Below are 16,588 nucleotides of genomic sequence, written 5' to 3'. Positions count from 1 at the left end.
TTCAATCTCAATTCGTCGTGACGGGCGCGGCGTCAGCCTGCCCGTTATCATCTACCATACCGGCCGCGTGCCCTTCGGACGTGGCCTGCCCCTGGAAATGCAGGAGGCGCTGCAGCAGCGAAGCGACTCGGTTAGCCGCACCGCGATCGGTCAGCGCCAGGTGAACGACGTTGTCGCGGCCCAATGCCACAGACAGTGTCTCCCGGTCCAGTGGCAAGCGCGTCCCTTTAAGACCGCTTCCCTCCGCCTCGCTACCGACCCTCCAGGCCTGGTCGAGCTTTCGCGAGCCATCTTCGCTCGCATCGGCGGAATGACCAAGCCACTCTACCCGTCCCTCACGCGCGTTTTGCGCAATGCGGTCCGAGCCCATGAGCAACTTGCCCGATTTCAGTTCGAGGCCCAGCCGTTCGGTCAGCGCGCGAATCAGCGCCTGCTCGATCCGATCTGCCAGGTCGTCGGGAATGGACAGTGGCGCACCCTTGAAGGCACGAGCCAGCGCTCCCTTAAGTTTGCCCTTCGCGAGCGCTTTTTCAAGGGCCTCACGCGACACGCCGATCCACGCGCCGCGCCCGGGGGCACGCGCGTGGACGTCCGGAAGGACGAGGCCATCGGGCGAGATCGCCAGGCGCAGGAGTTCGTCCCGCGCAGCCGTCTCGCCGGAAAGGATGCAGGTCCTTTCCGGGCTGGCACTATCGATGTCGGAGCTTACGCGCTCATTGCGAGGATTCCGCATCGGCGGCCTCCTCGGTTTCGGGCGCTTCGTCCGCCGGTTCGTCGTCGAACCAGTGGGCGCGAGCGGCCATGATGATCTCGTTGCCCTGCTCTTCGGTCAGGCCGTACTCGCCGAGCACGCCGCCCTTGTCCTCTTCGCGGGCGCGGCGGTTCACCGAACCGTCGCGGCGACGCTGCTCGGAACGCTTCTTGGCGATGAGTTCGTCAGTGGCGAGGTCGGCAACGTCGTCGAGCGTCTTGATCCCGCCCTTGCCGAGCGTGACCAGCATCGCTTCGGTAAGGTGCGGCAGCTCGGCCACGGCATCCTCGACGCCGAGCGCGCGGCGTTCCTCACGGGCAGCCTCCTCGCGGCGTTCGAGCGCTTCGTGGGCGCGGCTCTGGAGTTCCTCGGCGAGTTCCTCGTCGAAGCCCTCGATCGCGGCCAGTTCGGCCAGCTCGATGTAGGCAACTTCTTCCAGCTCGGTGAAGCCTTCGGCCACCAGCAGCTGCGAGAGGGTCTCGTCGACGTCGAGTTCGTCCTCGAACATCTTGGAGCGCTCGGTGAATTCCTTCTGGCGCTTCTCCGAAGCTTCGGCCTCGGTCATGATGTCGATCTGCGAGCCGGTAAGCTGCGAAGCGAGGCGCACGTTCTGGCCGCGGCGGCCGATCGCCAGCGAAAGCTGGTCATCGGGCACGACGACTTCGATGCGGCTCTCTTCCTCGTCGATGACGACGCGGCTGACGGTCGCGGGCTGGAGCGCGTTGACGACGAAAGTCGCGGTGTCCTCGCTCCAGGGAATGATGTCGATCTTCTCGCCCTGCAGTTCCTGCACGACGGCCTGCACGCGGCTGCCCTTCATGCCGACGCAGGCGCCGACCGGGTCTATCGAGTGGTCATGGCTGATCACGCCGATCTTGGCGCGCGAACCCGGGTCGCGGGCAGCAGCCTTGATCTCGATGATGCCGTCGTAGATTTCGGGCACTTCCTGCGCGAAGAGCTTCTTCATGAACTCGGGGTGTGCGCGGGACAGGAAGATCTGCGGACCGCGGTTCTGGCGCTCGACGCGCAGGACCAGCGCACGCACGCGTTCGCCGACGCGGGCGGCCTCGCGCGGGATCTGCTGGTCGCGGCGGATGACGCCCTCGGCGCGGCCGAGGTTGACGATCACGTGGCCGAATTCGACCGACTTGATCACGCCGGTGATGATCTCGCCCGCGCGGTCCTTGAATTCTTCGTACTGGCGATCGCGCTCGGCATCGCGGACCTTCTGGAAGATCACCTGCTTGGCCGACTGCGCGTCGATGCGGCCAAGGTCGACCGGCGGCAGCGGGTCGACAATGAAGTCGCCGATCTTGGCGTCCTTCTGCAGCTTTTCAGCCTGCTTGAGATCGACCTGCTTGAAGTAGTCCTCGACGTGCTCGACGACTTCGACGACGCGCCACAGACGCAGGTCGCCGGTGCGCGGATCGAGCTTCGCGCGAATGTCGTTCTCTGCACCGTAGCGGTTGCGGGCCGACTTCTGGATGGCTTCTTCCATCGCCTCGATGACGATCGACTTGTCGATCATCTTCTCCGATGCGACGGAGTTCGCGATCGCAAGCAGCTCGGCGCGGTTGGCGGAAATCGCACTGGCCATGGCTTAGTCTTCCTGTTCCTCGAGAATCTCGTCGGCGCCGCTCGTATCCAGCGGGCGGGTTGCAGCAATCAGCTTGTCGGTGAGGACCAGCCGCGCGGAATGAACGTCGGACAGCGGGAAAGTCACCCGGCCCGATTTCCTGTCTTCGAATTCGACCGTTTCGCCATCGAGGCCGACAAGCTCGCCATGCAGCGTCTTGCGATTGCCCTCGACGGGAGCGGTCAGATTGATCCGCGCCTCATGACCGGCCCAGTTGACGTAGTCCTTGGGACGCGTGAGCGGTCGGTCGATGCCCGGCGAGCTGACTTCGAGGCGATATGCCTCGTCGATCAGGACTTCGCCTGCTTCCTCGAGCGCATCCATGCGGTCGGAGATGCGATGCGAGAGCTTCACGCAATCGTCGAGGACGAGCTGCCCGGTCTTCGGGTTCTCGGCCATGATCTGCAGCGCATGCTCATCGTCGCCGACTTCCGAGCGGCCGAACAGCTTCACGCGCACGAGATCGAATCCCAAGGCTTTGACCTCAGGTTCGATGACTTCGACAAGGCGCGCGATATCGACCAAACGAAACTCCACGTTAAAATCACTGGCTTCCCGGCAGCACATCGATGCAACGCGGTTCCGCGCCGGCCCCTTCCGGCGCCAGCCCGAACCTTGTTTCACCAATGTCGGGATGAGGCGCAGATAAGCGCATTCCCTTCAAAACGCAAGGGGCCGATGAAAGCGGCGGCAATCGGTGCGCACCCCCGCAAAACCCGAAGCGCGACCTGCCGTACCGGACGCTGACCACACCGGTAACGACAGGCCGCAACTCCCCCATGCAGCTCTTGCCCGGATAACCAGCATTCGCCCGACACGCGATTCGCGCCGGGCAAAAGCAGGATATCCGCTAAGGTTTGGACCGGCTTGCGCGGCCGGTCATCAGTCCCGCCCGGCGCATGCTCACGGCCATGCGCCCGGCGACGACGAGGTGATCGAAGAAGTCGACTTCCACTGCCCGCGCGATCGCGCCAAGCCGGCGCGTGGCGGCGATATCCGCCTCGCTCGGGCTGGGATCGCCGGAAGGATGGTTGTGAACGAGGACAAGCCCCGTCGCATCGTCATCGAAGATGCGCTTGAGCAACGGACGATAGCGCCCGCTGACCGATGCGCTCGTCCCTTCGCTGCCGGACAGGCAGGAAACCAGTATGCCGTGGCCATCGAACAGGAGTGCGATCACGACTTCATGGCGCAACCCGCCGATCTGGCTCACCAGCGATTCGAGGGTCGCCCCGGATAGCGGTCGTACGACGCTGACCCCCGGGACCAGTTCTGCCATGAGGGATCGGCTCCATGCCGCTTCAACCTGACCATGTGCAGGACCGTCCCCACCAGCAGCGCCGCCAGGGCCACGAAGGTCGGAGAACCGCGCATCAGCGCGTAGACGAACGGCGGGACGCCGATGTCCGCCCACCGCGCGAAGTGCGCGCTCACGCTGAGGAGTTGTAGGGACGCTGCCCATATCGGCCAGATTCTCCGGGCTTGAACAGCCAGTATTCCAAAACCCGTCAGTCCAACGAAATCGGTCACGAGGGCCGCCGGGTCGACACTGACGAAATGGCTGGGCACGAAGACGATGGCGATCCGCTGGATCACGGCCATCGCGACGATCACCAGGGCTCCGTAACGCTCCGGTGCCCCGCCCTTCCATGTCGCCAGGATGAGGGAAAGGGGCAGCAGCAGGAAGAATGCCAATTGTTCACTTCCCAAACCTGCCCCTCCTCATTCCTCAGGCGACGGCGCGCTCCAGGTCGAGGTCGCGCAACTCGCCGCGATTATCCGGGCACTCGTAAGGAATGTCCATGCGTTCCGCGAGCTTGGACAGGTCGGAGTGCGCACGAACCAGTTCCGAACGCGCTTCCATCAGGTTTCTCTGCATATTTGCGACCCGCATCATCGGGCGCTGCCCTTCGTAGGCGTCTTCGGTCGTGGCGATGCGCCCCCGAGCGATCTCGGCAAGAAGCTCTCCGGCCATGGCGAGCAGTTCGTCCATGCCCGTTTCCACCGACTTGATGCTGCGGGAAATCCGCATTCCAGCAATTTCAGGAGTCATGCTCTTCGTCTCCGCTGGCGCCCCCGGCGCTCATTCAGGTTCGAAGGCAATCGGTGCTCAACCCGGCCGCTGCGCTCCGGCAGCACCGACCGTCAGATCAGTCTGCCCAAGGCATCGGCAATGGCCAGCGAAGACGCGAGCGTCATCGCCATGATCATCGCCAGAACGAGAATGGCTACCAGCCGCCCCGTCCTGCCGAATTTCGCATCGAAAGCCTCCAGGCCCGTCGGTCGCCGTCCCTTCTCCCCGCCCCACTCGCGATGCATCGCCATCGGCCTTGCATCGGAGAGGACGAAGACCGGATCGACCGGCAAGTCCTGATCGACGTCTTCCCCGCCGTCGGGCTCATCGTCGACACGTGAAAATTCACATGTGGTTTTGTCACATAGCTCGAGAAGCTGGACGTAGCGCCGCGTGGTATCCTTGCGGTTGGTGGTTCCCCACTTGTCGCGAACCGCGGAAATGCGCTGATCGACCGTATTGGGCGCGATATTCAGCTCACGCGCGATTTCCTTGGTGGTGCGGTGCATCGCAAGCAGGTCCAACACTTCGACCTGCTTGGCCGTGAGACTGTCCAGCAATGTTCTGGCTTCATCTTCGTTGAACACCGGAATACGACTCGCCCGCCAATTGTATGCCTACCCTACACGACAAACCGGGGCGCCATAAACGAACCCGGCTTTATCCTAAGCTGTCAGTTAATTGCATGGCAAAGCGGCCCGTCCCTGACAAGATCGCGCGCCGCTTATTCCGCCTCCATGATTCTGTGCTTGCGGATACAGTGCCTTATCTGATCGTATGTGAGCCCCAGCGCGGCGGCTGCACGGCGCTGGTTCCAGCGATGACGGTCAAGCGCCGCGCGCACCAGACCGCTTTCGTAAGCATCGACCGCCGCGCGCAGATCGTCGACGCTGTCGGGACCCGTCACCGATGCCGGCAACACCGGTTCCGGAGCAGACGCCTCTTCTTCCCGAACGCCGGCGCGCGGCTCCATAAGCGCATCCGTGCGATGCCACGGGCTTTCGAAAGGATCGAACACGATCTCCGCGATCGGCTCGTCTTCGCGCGCCCAGCGATAGACCGCCCGCTCCACGACATTGCGCAACTCGCGCACGTTGCCGGGCCAGGCATGTCTTTCAAGCGCGTCGAGCGCGACCGCGCTGAAGCCGGGCCAACCCTGCCACTCCAGTTCGGCGGCCATGCGCCGCCCGTAGTAGTCCGCCAGTTCGAAGACATCCCCTTCCCTCGCCCGCAGCGGAGGCAGATTGATGACCTCGAAACTCAGCCGGTCGAGCAGGTCGGCGCGAAACCTGCCTTCATCAGCAAGGCGCGGAAGGTCGGCATTGGTGGCCGCCACGATCCGCACATCGACGAGCGAAGGCCGCGACGATCCGATGCGGGCAATCTCGCCATACTCGATCGCGCGCAGCAGCCGCTCCTGCGCGGCCATGGACAAAGTCCCCAGTTCGTCGAGGAACAGGGTGCCGCGGTCCGCCTCCTCGAAGCGTCCGACCCGGGCCTTGACCGCCCCGGTGAAGGCGCCCGCTTCATGTCCGAACAGTTCGGCCTCGATCAGCGTTTCGGGAAGCGCCGCGCAGTTCATGGTGACGAGCGCCTCGTCCCAGCGCGGGGACAGGCGGTGAAGGCGCTGGGCGATCAGTTCCTTGCCCGTCCCCCGCTCCCCGATGACGAGAACCGGCCGGCTGACGGCGGCAGCCCGGCTGGCCCGCTCCACCGCATCGAGGAAGGCCGTCGACTGGCCGATGAACTGCACATCGCGATCCATTCCCAATAATTAGCGAAATTTCCCATTCATTGGCAATTCATCTTTTACAAGAGCATCGGATTGCCGAAAGAACCACAGGAATTCCGCCATTTCAGGCAATTGGCACGCCCTTTGCTGTGCATGAAGCGTAGTGAACGCAAGACCGGAAATTGAGGGAATTCACGCCATGTCGATGAGCATCGCCAGCACCGAACGCACCGACCGCCAGCCGGAAAGTCCCCGCGTGCGCAGCAAGCTCGACTGGGCGATCATTGCCAGCGTCCTCGCCATGGGCACTCTCAATATCCTGGCCCTGTCCGACCAGGTCGGCCCGACCAAGGCCTATGCCGCTTCGCCGGTTTGCGGAGTACCGCTGCAATGAGCAGGCTCGACGCGGAAATCGAAATCCTCCAGAATCCGGTCAAGCACTCCGGCTCCGGCGAGGACCGCTTCGGCACCGCCCCCACCGACACCCAGACCCAGAACTTCGGCCCGACCTATATCAAAGGAAACATCAGGATGGGTATCTTCTCCCGCACGCGCGACATCATCGCCGCGAACTTCAACGACATGCTCGACAAGGCCGAAGATCCCGCCAAGATGATCCGCCTGATCATCCTCGAGATGGAAGAGACCCTCGTCGAGGTCCGCACTTCGAGCGCGCGCACGATCGCCGATCAGAAGGAGCTGCGCCGCCATGTCGCCAAGCTGGAAAAGCTGCAGGATGACTGGGCGGAGAAGGCCCAGCTGGCCCTGAGCAAGGACCGCGAGGATCTGGCCCGCGCTGCCCTGGTCGAACGCAAGAAGGCCGCGGACATGGCCGCGCAGCTGCGCGAGGAAGTCCTCGTCCTCGACGATGCGCTGCGCGCCTACGAGGAAGATATCGAGAAGCTGCAGAGCCGCCTTCGCGAGGCCCGCAGCCGCCAGAGCTCCATCGCCGCACGCTTGCAGAGCGCCGAAAATAGGGTCAAACTGCGCACCCTGCTTTCGAGCGAGCGCGTGGACGAGGCGATGGCACGCTTCGACCAGCTTGAGCGGCGCGTCGATTATGCCGAAGGTCGGGCCGAGGCGCTGGGCCTCGCCGACAGGCGCCAGCCGACGCTCGCCGAGGAAATCGCCGCGCTTGCCGATGGCGACAAGATCGAGGCCGAGCTTGCCGAGATGAAGCGCAGCATGGGCCATGCCCCCGAGACGCCGAGCGACGCATCGGGCAGGCGCGCCGAAGATCAACCGGAATAATTGCGGCGCGCGCTGGCATCCCGGCAGCGCGCACCGCCCGCGATGGGCCAGGACCGGGAAACAGGGACAGCGCACGCTCATTCACAAGCAATGGCGTGCGCAATCAAGGGAAGGAACACCAGTGTCACGCGGACAATTCTATCTCGACAAGTCGAATGCCAAGCTCGCGGGCGTGTGCGCCGGCATTGCCGACTATACCGGCGTCGATGCGCTCTGGATCCGTCTGGCCGCCGTTCTGCTGACGTTCTTCGGCTTCTACCTCACCATCCCGATCTACATCGCGGTCATGGTGCTGGCGGACAAGCGTCCCAACTACCTCTATAGCGAGGAAGAGGAAGAACGCCTGCTGCGCCGCATGGACCGCCGCCGTTCGAGGCAGAGCCGGTCCACCCGCCTGCGTTCGGAAATCTCCGACATCGACCGGCGCGTGGCGGACATGGAAGCCTACTATACGAGCAGCAATTCGCGGCTCGCCGCAGAGATCGAAAGCCTGCGCTGAGCGCGGGCTTCACGAAAGGACCGCTTTTCATGTTCAACTTTGCGGAACTCATCCCCATCGTGGCGCTGTCGATCCCGATCGTGGCGATCTGGACCAGGCACCAGCGCAAGATGGCGGAGCTACAGGTCAAGGCTACCGCCGAAAAGGCCGCCCAGTACGCGACGAGCAACGCCGAACTGGAAGAACGCGTGCGGGTGCTCGAGCGGATCATCACCGATGGCGGCTACGACACCGCACTGCAGATCGAAGCCCTGCGCGACACGCGCGAAGGCGATGCCTTGCGCAAGTCCGAACGGGACACTTCCGTCAACTGAGACCGGCTTGCGGTCGGGCTACAGGGGGTAGAATACGATGGGTTTCGGTGATGTCATCGCCTTTGCCGCCCTCATGGGCGCACTGATCGCCATGGTCGGGATCGTGTCGGGCGCCTACAAGCGCCGGCTTGACTTCCAGCAGCGGAAGCTCGAACTCCTTGCGGGCAAGGAAACGCAGCATGCAAAGCAGCTTGAGGTGCATTGCGCCGAACTGGAGCAGCGCCTGCGCGTCCTTGAGAGGATTGTCACCGATGCCGAGAGCAAGAGCCTGATCGCCATGCAGATCGAGGCCTTGCGCGACAGCGATGCACAAGAGGTTGTCACGCAATGAGTTTCTGGACTGCCGTCGTCGTTCTCTTCGCAATCGCGTCGATTACCTGGCTGCGCTCGCAAAAGTACCGCGCCATGGGCGACCATCGCGGACCGGGCCACAGCGCCCGCGAGGAAGAGCTCGAGCACGAGGTCGAAGCCCTGCGCAAGCGCATCTCCGTGCTCGAACGCATCGCCACCGACGATCGGCGCAGCTCCGACCTCTCGCGCGAGATCGAATCGCTGCGCGACTGATCACGGCAGGCGCGCTTCCAGCTCCGACAGCCAGACCGCCGCGCTCGCGTCGGACGGTGCGCGCCAGTCCCCGCGCGGGCTGAGCGCCCCGCCGGACGAGACCTTGGGCCCGTTGGGGATCGCCGAGCGCTTGAACTGGCTGAAAGCGAAGAACCGGCCAAGGAACTTCTCCAGCCAGCTGCGGATGGTCGCAAGGTCGTAGGCGTTCTTGCGTTCGTCCGGGAACCCGGCCGGCCAGGTCCCCGCCCCCGTATCGCGCCAGGCATGCCAGGCAAGGAATGCCACTTTCGAGGGCTTCTGGCCGAAGCGCATCACGTGATGCAGAAAGAAGTCGTTGAGTTCGTACGGGCCGATTTTCGCCTCGGTGCTCTGGATCGCACCGTCGGCGCCTGCCGGGACCAGTTCGGGAGAGATCTCCGTGGAAAGGATCGCCAGCAGGATCTTCGCCGTCGGCTTGTCGAAGTCGCCGGTCGTCGCGCACCAGCGGATCAGGTACTGGATCAGCGTCTTGGGTACGCCGGAGTTGACCGCGTAGTGGCTCATCTGGTCGCCCACGCCATAAGTGCACCAGCCCAGAGCCAGTTCGGACAGGTCGCCGGTGCCGATCACGAAACCGCTGTTCTGGCTGGCCAGGCGGAACAGATAGTCGGTGCGCAGGCCCGCCTGCACGTTCTCGAACGTCACGTCGTAAACCGGCTCACCGTCGGCGAAGGCGTGGCCGATGTCCTCCAACATGCGGGTCGAGGCGGGAATGATGTCGATCTCGTCGGCGGTAATGCCCAACGCCTTCATCAGTTTCCAGGCATTGGACTTGGTGCCCTCGCTCGTCCCGAAGCCGGGCATCGTGTAACCGCGGATGAATGTGCGCGGCAGACCGAGCCGGTCGCAGGCGCGCGCCGCGACGATCAGCGCATGGGTCGAATCAAGGCCGCCCGAAACGCCGATGACCATCGACTTCGCGCCGGTCGATTCGATGCGGCGCATGAGGCCGTCGACCTGGATGTTGAACGCCTCGTAGCAGTCCGCATCGAGACGCTCGGCACGGTCGGGCACGAAGGGAAAGCGGCTGACCGGCCGGGTCAGCCCGATATCGCCGCCTGCAGGCGCGTGGCGGAACGGCACGGTGCGGAACGTCTCGTCCGGTCGTCCGGCCACTTCGCCGGAATCGTTGAAGGTCGGCAGACGCATGCGGTCGTTCAGGATGCGGTCGCAATCGACATCGGCGATGCACAGCTCGGGATTGAGCGAGAAGCGCTCGGATTCGGCGAGCAGGTCGCCCAGTTCGTAGATCACGCCCTGCCCGTCCCAGGCGAGGTCGGTCGTGCTCTCGCCGTGCCCGGCAGCACAATAGACGTAGGCTGCGGTCGCGCGGGCCGATTGCGACCGGCAGAGCATGTGTCGCTCGTCGGACTTGCCGATGACGATGTTGGAGGCCGACAGGTTGCACAGGATCGTCGCCCCGGCGAGCGCGCCGAGCGAACTGGGCGGCGTCGCGGCCCAGAAATCCTCGCAGATCTCGGCGAAGAAGCGGAAGCCCGGCAGCACTTCGGAAGCAAAGACGAGATCGGTGCCGAAAGGCACGTCATGCCCGTTGACCTGGATCGACTGACCGCGGATGTCCTTCCCGCTGGCGAACCAGCGCTTTTCGTAGAACTCGCGATAATTGGGCAGGTAGGACTTGGGCACCGCGCCCAGCAGCTTGCCGTGGGCGATCGCCAGCGCGCAGTTGTAGAGCCTGCCGTTCTTGCGCAGCGCCGCGCCGATCAGCAGCACGGGCGTCAACTGCGCGCTCGCCTTGACGATCTCGCCGATCGCCGCCTCCACCGCTTCGATCATGGCCTGCTGCAGGTGCAGGTCGTCGATCGCGTAGGAAGACAGGCACAGTTCTGGATAGACCAACAGGTCGACGTGCGCCTCGTGAGCGCGGCGCGCCTCGGCCAGGATCGCATCGCGATTGAATGCGACGTCGGCCGTGCGGACATGCGGCGTAGAGGTCGCAACGCGCACGAAACCGTGTTCGTGCATGGCGTAGAACGGGTGGCTGTGCGTGGCGTTCAAGGTTGCAGGGCTCCGTACGTCTCTATGCGACTCCACTGACAGCAAGACGCTGGCGAGGCAAGGAATCCCCTTGCCCTCACCCGTTCGGCGCTTAAATGGCCTAGCATGCGCAGCCTCGACGATATCCGCGAAGAGTACGAATTCCTCGATGGCGACGAACGCTATCGCCTGCTGATCGAACTCGGCCGCGAGCTGGACGCCATGCCCGATGCCCTCAAGACGGACGCAACCAAGGTCCGCGGCTGCTCGGCCAGCGTCTGGGTCTATCCGATGACACAGGACGACGGCAAACTGCACTTTCTGGCCGACAGCAACGCGGCCATCACCAAGGGCATCGTCGCCCTGGTGATCTCCACGGTGCAGGACCGGCCGGCGGCAGATGTCGCCGCAACCGACATAGCCGCCGCGCTCGAGCCCTTCGACCTGAAGAACCAGCTCTCTTCCAACCGGACCCAGGGCGTGCCGAACATGATCACCCTGATTCGCGAAACAGCAGCCCGGTATGCGGCAAGTTAAACGCGGGGTCTGGCTGGCGGCGGGGATCTTCTTCGTCGCACTGGGGACCATCGGCATCTTCCTGCCGATCATGCCGACCGTGGTGTTTTACCTGCTGGCGGCCTGGTGCTTTTCCAAGAGCCACCCGGAATGGGCGGAAAAGCTGCACAACCACCCCATACACGGCCATCACCTGCGCGCCTGGCGCGATCGCCGGGCGATCAGCCGCAAGGGCAAGGTCTCCGCGATCCTCGCGATGACTGCCTCGATTCCCTTCACCTGGCTGCTGACCGGCTGGCCTTGGTTCATGATCCCGGTCGCGGTACTGGTCATCTTGGGGCCCTGGATCTGGACGCGGCCCGAATAGGGCCGGCAGCGTGGATCAGTCCTCGACCGCCTCGCGCAGGACGGCAATGCCGGCCTTGCGCTGTTCGCGCAGTTCGCGCTTGAGCACCGCCGGATCGCGGGCGACCACGAAGCCGAAGCTGACCCCGCCCTCCTTGCCGATCGTTGCATGGTGCAGCCTGTGCGCCTGCACCAGCCGCTTGGCATAGCCGCGTTTGGGCACCCAGCGGAAATAGCGCTGGTGGACGAGGCCATCGTGAATCAGCGTGTAAATCACGCCGTAGACGAGAATGCCCAGGCCGATCCACGTCGCCGGCGCCCAGGCGCTCTCCCCCAGGACCAGCGGAGAGCCGAGAGCGAACATCGAAATGCTCATCGCCGCGCCGACCAGCGCGAAGAGATCGTTCTTCTCCAGCATCTTGTCGTGCGGCTCGTGATGATCGCGGTGCCAGGCCCAGCCGAACCCGTGCATGACATACTTGTGGCTCGACCATGCGACGAATTCCATCGCGGCCACGGTGGCAAGGACGATCAGGCTGGCAAGAGTTGCGGACATGCCTCCGCTATAGCACCGCGGACGCACCCTGCGACACTCTCTTACAAACCCACACGAATTTGCGACGGGTCATATGTCTGGCGTTCATCTTCGTAGCCATATTTCTGAATGCACGGAAACGCCGAGCAGCAACCGCCAATTGCTCCGGGCTTCCGAACTGATGCAGATAAGGAATTGAACTCATGCGCACCCTGACCAAGATCGTCGCCCCGGCCCTCGTCGCAACGCTGGCCATCGCCACGATCGCCCCCGCCTCGGCCCACGAGACGGTCCGCTACGACAACGTCCGCTACGATAACGTCCGCCATGACAGCGGCCGTCACGATGCAGCGCGCCACACCCCGGCCCGCAACGCTTCGATCCGTAGCGATATCAATGACCTGCGTCGCGACATCGACCGGGCTGCCGCCCGCCGGGCGATCAGCCAGCGCGAAGCCAAGGGCCTGCGCCGCGACGCCGCGGAAATCCAGCGCCTCTATGCCAGCTATGCCCGCAACGGCATCTCTGCCCGGGAGATGCAGATCCTCCAGCGCAAGGTCGATCGCGTCCATGTCGCCCTGCGCATGGAACGCCATGACCGCGACAACCGACGCGGCTGAGGCGGAGCCTCCGCTATCGCTCCCAACATCCACCCTACGATCAGGTACGCTCGTTCCGCTTGAATTGCGGGGCGAGCGCGCCTAATCGCGCCTCATCATGAGCACGAAACCGCGTACACTCTACCAGAAGATCTGGGACGCCCACGTCGTCGACCGGCGCGACGACGGTACCAGCCTCGTCTACATCGACAGGCACATCATCCACGAGGTGACCAGCCCGCAGGCCTTCGAAAGCCTTCGCGCCGCCGGCCGCCCGGTGCGTCGCCCGGATCTTACGCTCGCGGTTCCCGACCACAACCTGCCGACCACGGCGCGCAAGGACGCCTCGGGCAACATCCTGCCCATCGCCGACCCGCAGAGCGCGCAGCAGCTGGCCGCGCTTCAGAAGAACGCGCCCGAGTTCGGCATCCGCTACATCGATTCGACCGATCCCGAGCAGGGCATCGTCCACGTCGTCGGCCCCGAACAGGGCTTCTCCCTGCCCGGCGCTACGATCGTGTGCGGCGACAGCCACACTGCCTGCCACGGCGGCCTCGGCGCGCTGGCATTCGGCATCGGCACCAGCGAGGTCGAGCACGTTCTCGCCACGCAGACCCTGCTGCTCAAGCAGTCGAAGACCATGGAAGTGCGCGTCGAGGGCACGCTGGGCGCCGGCGTCACCCCCAAGGACGTGATCCTGCACATCATCGGCCTGATCGGCACCGCGGGCGGCACCGGCCACGTGATCGAGTATCGCGGCAACGTCTTCGAGGAAATGTCGATCGAAGGCCGCCTGACGGTCTGCAACATGTCGATCGAGGGCGGCGCGCGCGCTGGCCTGGTCGCGCCTGACGAAGCCACTTTCGCCTACATCAAGGGCCGCCCCTATGCGCCCAAGGGCGAGGAATGGGACAAGGCCGTCGCCTGGTGGAAGAGCCTTGCGACCGACGAAGGCGCAACCTTCGACAAGACCGTCTCGGTCCGCGCCGAAGACATCCAGCCGACCGTCACCTGGGGCACCAGCCCCGAGGACACCTCCGCCATCGGCGGCCTGGTTCCGGCACCCGAAGACTTCGCCGACGCTTCGAAGCAGAGCGCGGTCAAGGTCAGCCTCGAGTACATGGGCCTGACCCCGGGCACCAGGCTGACCGACATCGAAGTGCAGAACGTCTTCATCGGCTCGTGCACCAACAGCCGCATCGAGGACATCCGCGCTGCCGCCGAAGTGCTCAAGGGCCGCCACAAGGCCGACAACGTCAAGTGGGCGATCGTCGTGCCGGGCTCGGGCCTCGTCAAGCAGCAGGCCGAAGCCGAGGGTCTCGACAAGATCATCATCGACGCCGGCCTCGAATGGCGTGAACCGGGCTGTTCGGCCTGCCTCGCGATGAACCCCGACAAGGTTCCCGCCGGAGAGCGCTGCGCCTCGACCAGCAACCGCAACTTCACCGGCCGTCAGGGCCCCGGTGCCCGCACCCACCTGATGAGCCCGGCCATGGCCGCGGCGGCAGCCGTCACCGGCAAGCTGACAGACGTGCGCGATCTGGTAGGATAAGAAGATGTCCGAGGAATCCGAAAGCAATCTCGCCAGCAAGGCCGCCATTGCTGCCGGCGCCGCGATTGGCTCTGCCGCCATTGCCGCCGCCCTGCTCTTCGTGAAGCGCCGCAAGGCGCGTAACGAGGAAAAGCCGCTCCACCCCGAAGACGCGCCAGAGACCGACTGATGGAACCCATTTCACACGTATCCGGCCGCGCCATTCCGTTCGGCCGCAAGAACGTCGACACCGACGTCATCATCCCGGCCGCCTGGCTCAAGACGATCACCCGCGAAGGGCTTGGCCAGGGCGCCTTCGAGGCGGTCAAGCAGGAACCGGACAACGTCTTCACCGACCCGGAATATGCCGGTGCGCCGATCCTGATAGCTGGCGACAACTTCGGCTGCGGCTCCAGCCGTGAGCACGCCGCCTGGGCCCTGCTCGACATGGGCGTGACCTGCGTGATCGCGCCCAGCTTCTCGGACATCTTCTCCAGCAATGCCTTCAAGAACGGCATCCTCACCGTGGCACTGCCGCAGGATGCCGTCGACCGCCTGCTGGAAGTGGCGAAGAGCGATCCCATCGACGTCGACCTGGAAGCGCAGTCGGTGACTACGCCGTTCCAGGACCGCTTCGCCTTCGAAATCGACCCCTTCCGCAAGCATTGCCTGCTCGAGGGGCTCGACGAAGTGGGCCTGACCATGGCGCAGGGCGATGCCATCAAGGCGCACGAGGCGCGGGCGAAAGAGCAAATGCCTTTCCTTGCCCGCACCATCTCGACGGTAGACTGAAAAAACCTTCGCCATGACGAAGGAATAAGGGCAATCGGCGAATCTGGATTGAACCAAGTCAATCCGGGCCTTATCCGCTTCTGGTAAGCAACAGGGGCCCTATTCCCGTGGGCATTATTTTCGAGGTTGTCATATGACGAGTTTTGAAGACCGCGAACGCGCTGAAGAAGCCAAGTTCGCACATGATGCCGATACGCAGTTCCGCATTCAGGCGCGCCGCAACCGCCTCGTCGGAGAATGGGCCGCTGAACGCATGGGCCTTTCGCCGGCCGAGACCGAAGCCTATGCCAAGGCCGTCGTCCAGGCCGACTTCGAGGAAGCCGGCGACGAAGATGTCATCCGCAAGCTGCTCGGCGACATCACCGCCGCCGGCGTCGAGACCACCGAGGCCGAAGTGCGCACCGCGCTTGAGGCCAAGCAGGTCGAGGCCCGCCGCGCCTTTCTCGGCGAAGTCTGAGAAGCGCCGGGCCTGGGAAACAAAGGGAGCCCCAACTATGGCAATGTCCGCTGAACAGATCGAAACCCTCATCCGGGCCTCGCTTCCCGATGCGCAAGTGACGATCACGGACCTTGCCGGTGACGGCGACCATTATTCCGCGCATGTGGTTTCCGCCGCATTCACCGGCAAGCCGCGCGTTGCGCAGCACAAGATGGTCTACGAAGCACTGGGCGGTCGCATGGGCGGCGAACTCCATGCCTTGCAACTGACGACCGCCGTTCCCAACTGAGCTTGCGTAGAAGATTAAAAGGTCAGCCTTCACCATGTCCGAAGTCAACGCCCGCATCGGCGAGATTGTAAACAAGAACGACATCGTCCTGTTCATGAAGGGGACGCCGCTATTCCCCCAGTGCGGCTTTTCCAGCCGTGCCGTGGCGATCCTTGAGCACCTTGGCGCCCCTTACGAGAGCGTCGACGTGCTGCAGGACATGGAAATCCGCCAGGGAATCAAGGCCTACTCGGATTGGCCGACGATTCCGCAGCTCTACGTGAAGGGCGAATTCGTCGGCGGCAGCGACATCATGATGGAGATGTACGAAGCCGGTGAGCTTCACCAGCTCTTCATCGATTCCGGGCTCGCCACGCAGGGCTGACCTGCGCAAGGCATCGCGCCGCATCACGAGATCGAGACGCCCGGGAGGAAACTTCCGGGCGTTTTCGCATTGCGCGCAAGACGTTGCGGTGGCTGCAAACCTGCGAGCCTGCCGCTGCAAAATAATGCCGGTGCTGGGAAAAGCGTCTCGGGGAGACGGGGCCGTGGAGACTGGTCGGCCCCGTCTCTATTCGAGACTACTTGGGGGTACGAGCATATAAGCATGGACCGTGCCAATTTGGATTTTCGCCGGTTTTTCGGGTTTTTCGCATGAAGCGCCGACCGGCAAGTGCAGGAAAGTGTAAAGTCAGCCGACACGCC

Annotated in this window: 25 protein-coding genes; 15 read left to right on the top strand and 10 right to left on the bottom strand. The window is 64.1% G+C overall.

What is annotated here, in order from left to right:
- Window positions 1–7: 7 nt before the first annotated feature.
- The 8 genes from SPHV1_RS19695 to pspF form a co-directional block, all read right to left on the bottom strand.
- Window positions 8–733 carry a DUF448 domain-containing protein gene (locus SPHV1_RS19695; protein WP_054947708.1) on the bottom strand — a complete coding sequence of 242 codons (726 nt, stop codon included), beginning with the start codon at window positions 731–733 and terminating at the stop codon, window positions 8–10.
- Window positions 714–2,348 carry a transcription termination factor NusA gene (gene nusA / locus SPHV1_RS19690; protein ID WP_054947707.1) on the bottom strand — a complete coding sequence of 545 codons (1,635 nt, stop codon included), beginning with the start codon at window positions 2,346–2,348 and terminating at the stop codon, window positions 714–716. Before nusA ends, SPHV1_RS19695 begins: the two co-directional genes overlap by 20 nt.
- Before the next feature lie 3 nt (window positions 2,349–2,351).
- Window positions 2,352–2,912 carry a ribosome maturation protein RimP gene (gene rimP / locus SPHV1_RS19685; RefSeq protein ID WP_054947706.1) on the bottom strand — a complete coding sequence of 187 codons (561 nt, stop codon included), beginning with the start codon at window positions 2,910–2,912 and terminating at the stop codon, window positions 2,352–2,354.
- Between the two features lie 325 nt (window positions 2,913–3,237).
- Window positions 3,238–3,600, bottom strand: coding sequence for a JAB domain-containing protein (locus SPHV1_RS19680; protein WP_231634768.1), 363 nt, complete (start codon window positions 3,598–3,600; stop codon window positions 3,238–3,240).
- Entirely contained in the window at window positions 3,597–4,082 is a 486-nt protein-coding gene (locus SPHV1_RS19675; RefSeq protein WP_054947704.1) for a hypothetical protein, read from the bottom strand. The genes SPHV1_RS19680 and SPHV1_RS19675 overlap by 4 nt, the downstream gene beginning before the upstream one ends.
- A gap of 34 nt (window positions 4,083–4,116) precedes the next feature.
- The gene (locus tag SPHV1_RS19670) at window positions 4,117–4,440 is read right to left on the bottom strand and encodes a hypothetical protein (protein ID WP_138921406.1); all 324 of its coding nucleotides are present in this window, start codon (window positions 4,438–4,440) and stop codon (window positions 4,117–4,119) included.
- A 92-nt stretch (window positions 4,441–4,532) separates the two neighbouring features.
- On the bottom strand, window positions 4,533–5,048 hold the full coding sequence (locus SPHV1_RS19665; protein ID WP_054947703.1) for a helix-turn-helix transcriptional regulator: 516 nt from the start codon (window positions 5,046–5,048) through the stop codon (window positions 4,533–4,535).
- A gap of 137 nt (window positions 5,049–5,185) precedes the next feature.
- A complete protein-coding gene (gene pspF / locus SPHV1_RS19660) occupies window positions 5,186–6,226 on the bottom strand; it encodes a phage shock protein operon transcriptional activator (RefSeq protein ID WP_054947702.1) in 1,041 nt (346 codons plus the stop codon).
- A gap of 166 nt (window positions 6,227–6,392) precedes the next feature.
- On the opposite strand from pspF, the gene SPHV1_RS19655 reads away from it, so the two are divergent.
- The 6 genes from SPHV1_RS19655 to SPHV1_RS19630 all read left to right on the top strand — a co-directional run bounded on the left by SPHV1_RS19655 (window position 6,393) and on the right by SPHV1_RS19630 (window position 8,821).
- Window positions 6,393–6,587 (top strand): hypothetical protein, encoded by a 195-nt coding sequence (locus SPHV1_RS19655; RefSeq protein WP_054947701.1) that lies wholly within the window; start codon window positions 6,393–6,395, stop codon window positions 6,585–6,587.
- Window positions 6,584–7,444 carry a phage shock protein PspA gene (gene pspA / locus SPHV1_RS19650; protein WP_054947700.1) on the top strand — a complete coding sequence of 287 codons (861 nt, stop codon included), beginning with the start codon at window positions 6,584–6,586 and terminating at the stop codon, window positions 7,442–7,444. Before SPHV1_RS19655 ends, pspA begins: the two co-directional genes overlap by 4 nt.
- Window positions 7,445–7,565: 121 nt before the next feature.
- Window positions 7,566–7,943, top strand: coding sequence for a PspC domain-containing protein (locus SPHV1_RS19645; protein ID WP_054947699.1), 378 nt, complete (start codon window positions 7,566–7,568; stop codon window positions 7,941–7,943).
- A 29-nt stretch (window positions 7,944–7,972) separates the two neighbouring features.
- Window positions 7,973–8,257 (top strand): hypothetical protein, encoded by a 285-nt coding sequence (locus SPHV1_RS19640; RefSeq protein WP_054947698.1) that lies wholly within the window; start codon window positions 7,973–7,975, stop codon window positions 8,255–8,257.
- A 37-nt stretch (window positions 8,258–8,294) separates the two neighbouring features.
- A complete protein-coding gene (locus SPHV1_RS19635) occupies window positions 8,295–8,588 on the top strand; it encodes a hypothetical protein (RefSeq protein WP_054947697.1) in 294 nt (97 codons plus the stop codon).
- Window positions 8,585–8,821, top strand: coding sequence for a hypothetical protein (locus SPHV1_RS19630; RefSeq protein ID WP_054947696.1), 237 nt, complete (start codon window positions 8,585–8,587; stop codon window positions 8,819–8,821). Before SPHV1_RS19635 ends, SPHV1_RS19630 begins: the two co-directional genes overlap by 4 nt.
- On the opposite strand, the gene SPHV1_RS19625 is transcribed toward SPHV1_RS19630, so the two are convergent.
- Window positions 8,822–10,846 (bottom strand): NAD(+) synthase, encoded by a 2,025-nt coding sequence (locus SPHV1_RS19625; RefSeq protein ID WP_054947695.1) that lies wholly within the window; start codon window positions 10,844–10,846, stop codon window positions 8,822–8,824.
- Between the two features lie 138 nt (window positions 10,847–10,984).
- On the opposite strand from SPHV1_RS19625, the gene SPHV1_RS19620 reads away from it, so the two are divergent.
- Both SPHV1_RS19620 and SPHV1_RS19615 read left to right on the top strand, forming a co-directional pair.
- On the top strand, window positions 10,985–11,395 hold the full coding sequence (locus SPHV1_RS19620) for a SufE family protein (RefSeq protein WP_054947694.1): 411 nt from the start codon (window positions 10,985–10,987) through the stop codon (window positions 11,393–11,395).
- The gene (locus tag SPHV1_RS19615; RefSeq protein ID WP_054947693.1) at window positions 11,382–11,741 is read left to right on the top strand and encodes a YbaN family protein; all 360 of its coding nucleotides are present in this window, start codon (window positions 11,382–11,384) and stop codon (window positions 11,739–11,741) included. The genes SPHV1_RS19620 and SPHV1_RS19615 overlap by 14 nt, the downstream gene beginning before the upstream one ends.
- 15 nt (window positions 11,742–11,756) lie before the next feature.
- Here the strand turns inward: SPHV1_RS19615 and SPHV1_RS19610 are convergent, their stop codons facing one another.
- Window positions 11,757–12,275, bottom strand: coding sequence for a sterol desaturase family protein (locus SPHV1_RS19610; protein WP_054947692.1), 519 nt, complete (start codon window positions 12,273–12,275; stop codon window positions 11,757–11,759).
- Window positions 12,276–12,457: 182 nt separating this feature from the next.
- Between SPHV1_RS19610 and SPHV1_RS19605 the strand changes: the two genes are divergently transcribed.
- From SPHV1_RS19605 to grxD, 7 genes are all read left to right on the top strand, one after another.
- Window positions 12,458–12,874, top strand: a complete 417-nt coding sequence (locus SPHV1_RS19605; RefSeq protein WP_054947691.1) for a hypothetical protein — start codon at window positions 12,458–12,460, stop codon at window positions 12,872–12,874.
- Between the two features lie 97 nt (window positions 12,875–12,971).
- Window positions 12,972–14,405 (top strand): 3-isopropylmalate dehydratase large subunit, encoded by a 1,434-nt coding sequence (gene leuC / locus SPHV1_RS19600; RefSeq protein WP_054947690.1) that lies wholly within the window; start codon window positions 12,972–12,974, stop codon window positions 14,403–14,405.
- A 4-nt stretch (window positions 14,406–14,409) separates the two neighbouring features.
- Complete coding sequence (locus tag SPHV1_RS25530) at window positions 14,410–14,574, top strand: hypothetical protein (protein WP_176167998.1); 165 nt, start codon at window positions 14,410–14,412, stop codon at window positions 14,572–14,574.
- On the top strand, window positions 14,574–15,176 hold the full coding sequence (gene leuD, locus SPHV1_RS19595) for a 3-isopropylmalate dehydratase small subunit (protein ID WP_054947689.1): 603 nt from the start codon (window positions 14,574–14,576) through the stop codon (window positions 15,174–15,176). Before SPHV1_RS25530 ends, leuD begins: the two co-directional genes overlap by 1 nt.
- A 133-nt stretch (window positions 15,177–15,309) precedes the next feature.
- Window positions 15,310–15,633 (top strand): DUF1476 domain-containing protein, encoded by a 324-nt coding sequence (locus SPHV1_RS19590; protein ID WP_054947688.1) that lies wholly within the window; start codon window positions 15,310–15,312, stop codon window positions 15,631–15,633.
- 37 nt (window positions 15,634–15,670) lie between these two features.
- On the top strand, window positions 15,671–15,904 hold the full coding sequence (locus tag SPHV1_RS19585; protein ID WP_007013653.1) for a BolA family protein: 234 nt from the start codon (window positions 15,671–15,673) through the stop codon (window positions 15,902–15,904).
- Between the two features lie 34 nt (window positions 15,905–15,938).
- Entirely contained in the window at window positions 15,939–16,268 is a 330-nt protein-coding gene (grxD, locus tag SPHV1_RS19580; RefSeq protein WP_013832425.1) for a Grx4 family monothiol glutaredoxin, read from the top strand.
- The last annotated feature ends 320 nt before the right edge of the window (window positions 16,269–16,588 follow it).

This window comes from Novosphingobium sp. KN65.2 (assembly GCF_001368935.1).
GTDB lineage: Bacteria > Pseudomonadota > Alphaproteobacteria > Sphingomonadales > Sphingomonadaceae > Novosphingobium > Novosphingobium mathurense.
The sequence above is the reverse complement of the archived record's forward strand: the minus strand, read 5'-3'. Positions and strand labels throughout refer to the sequence as shown.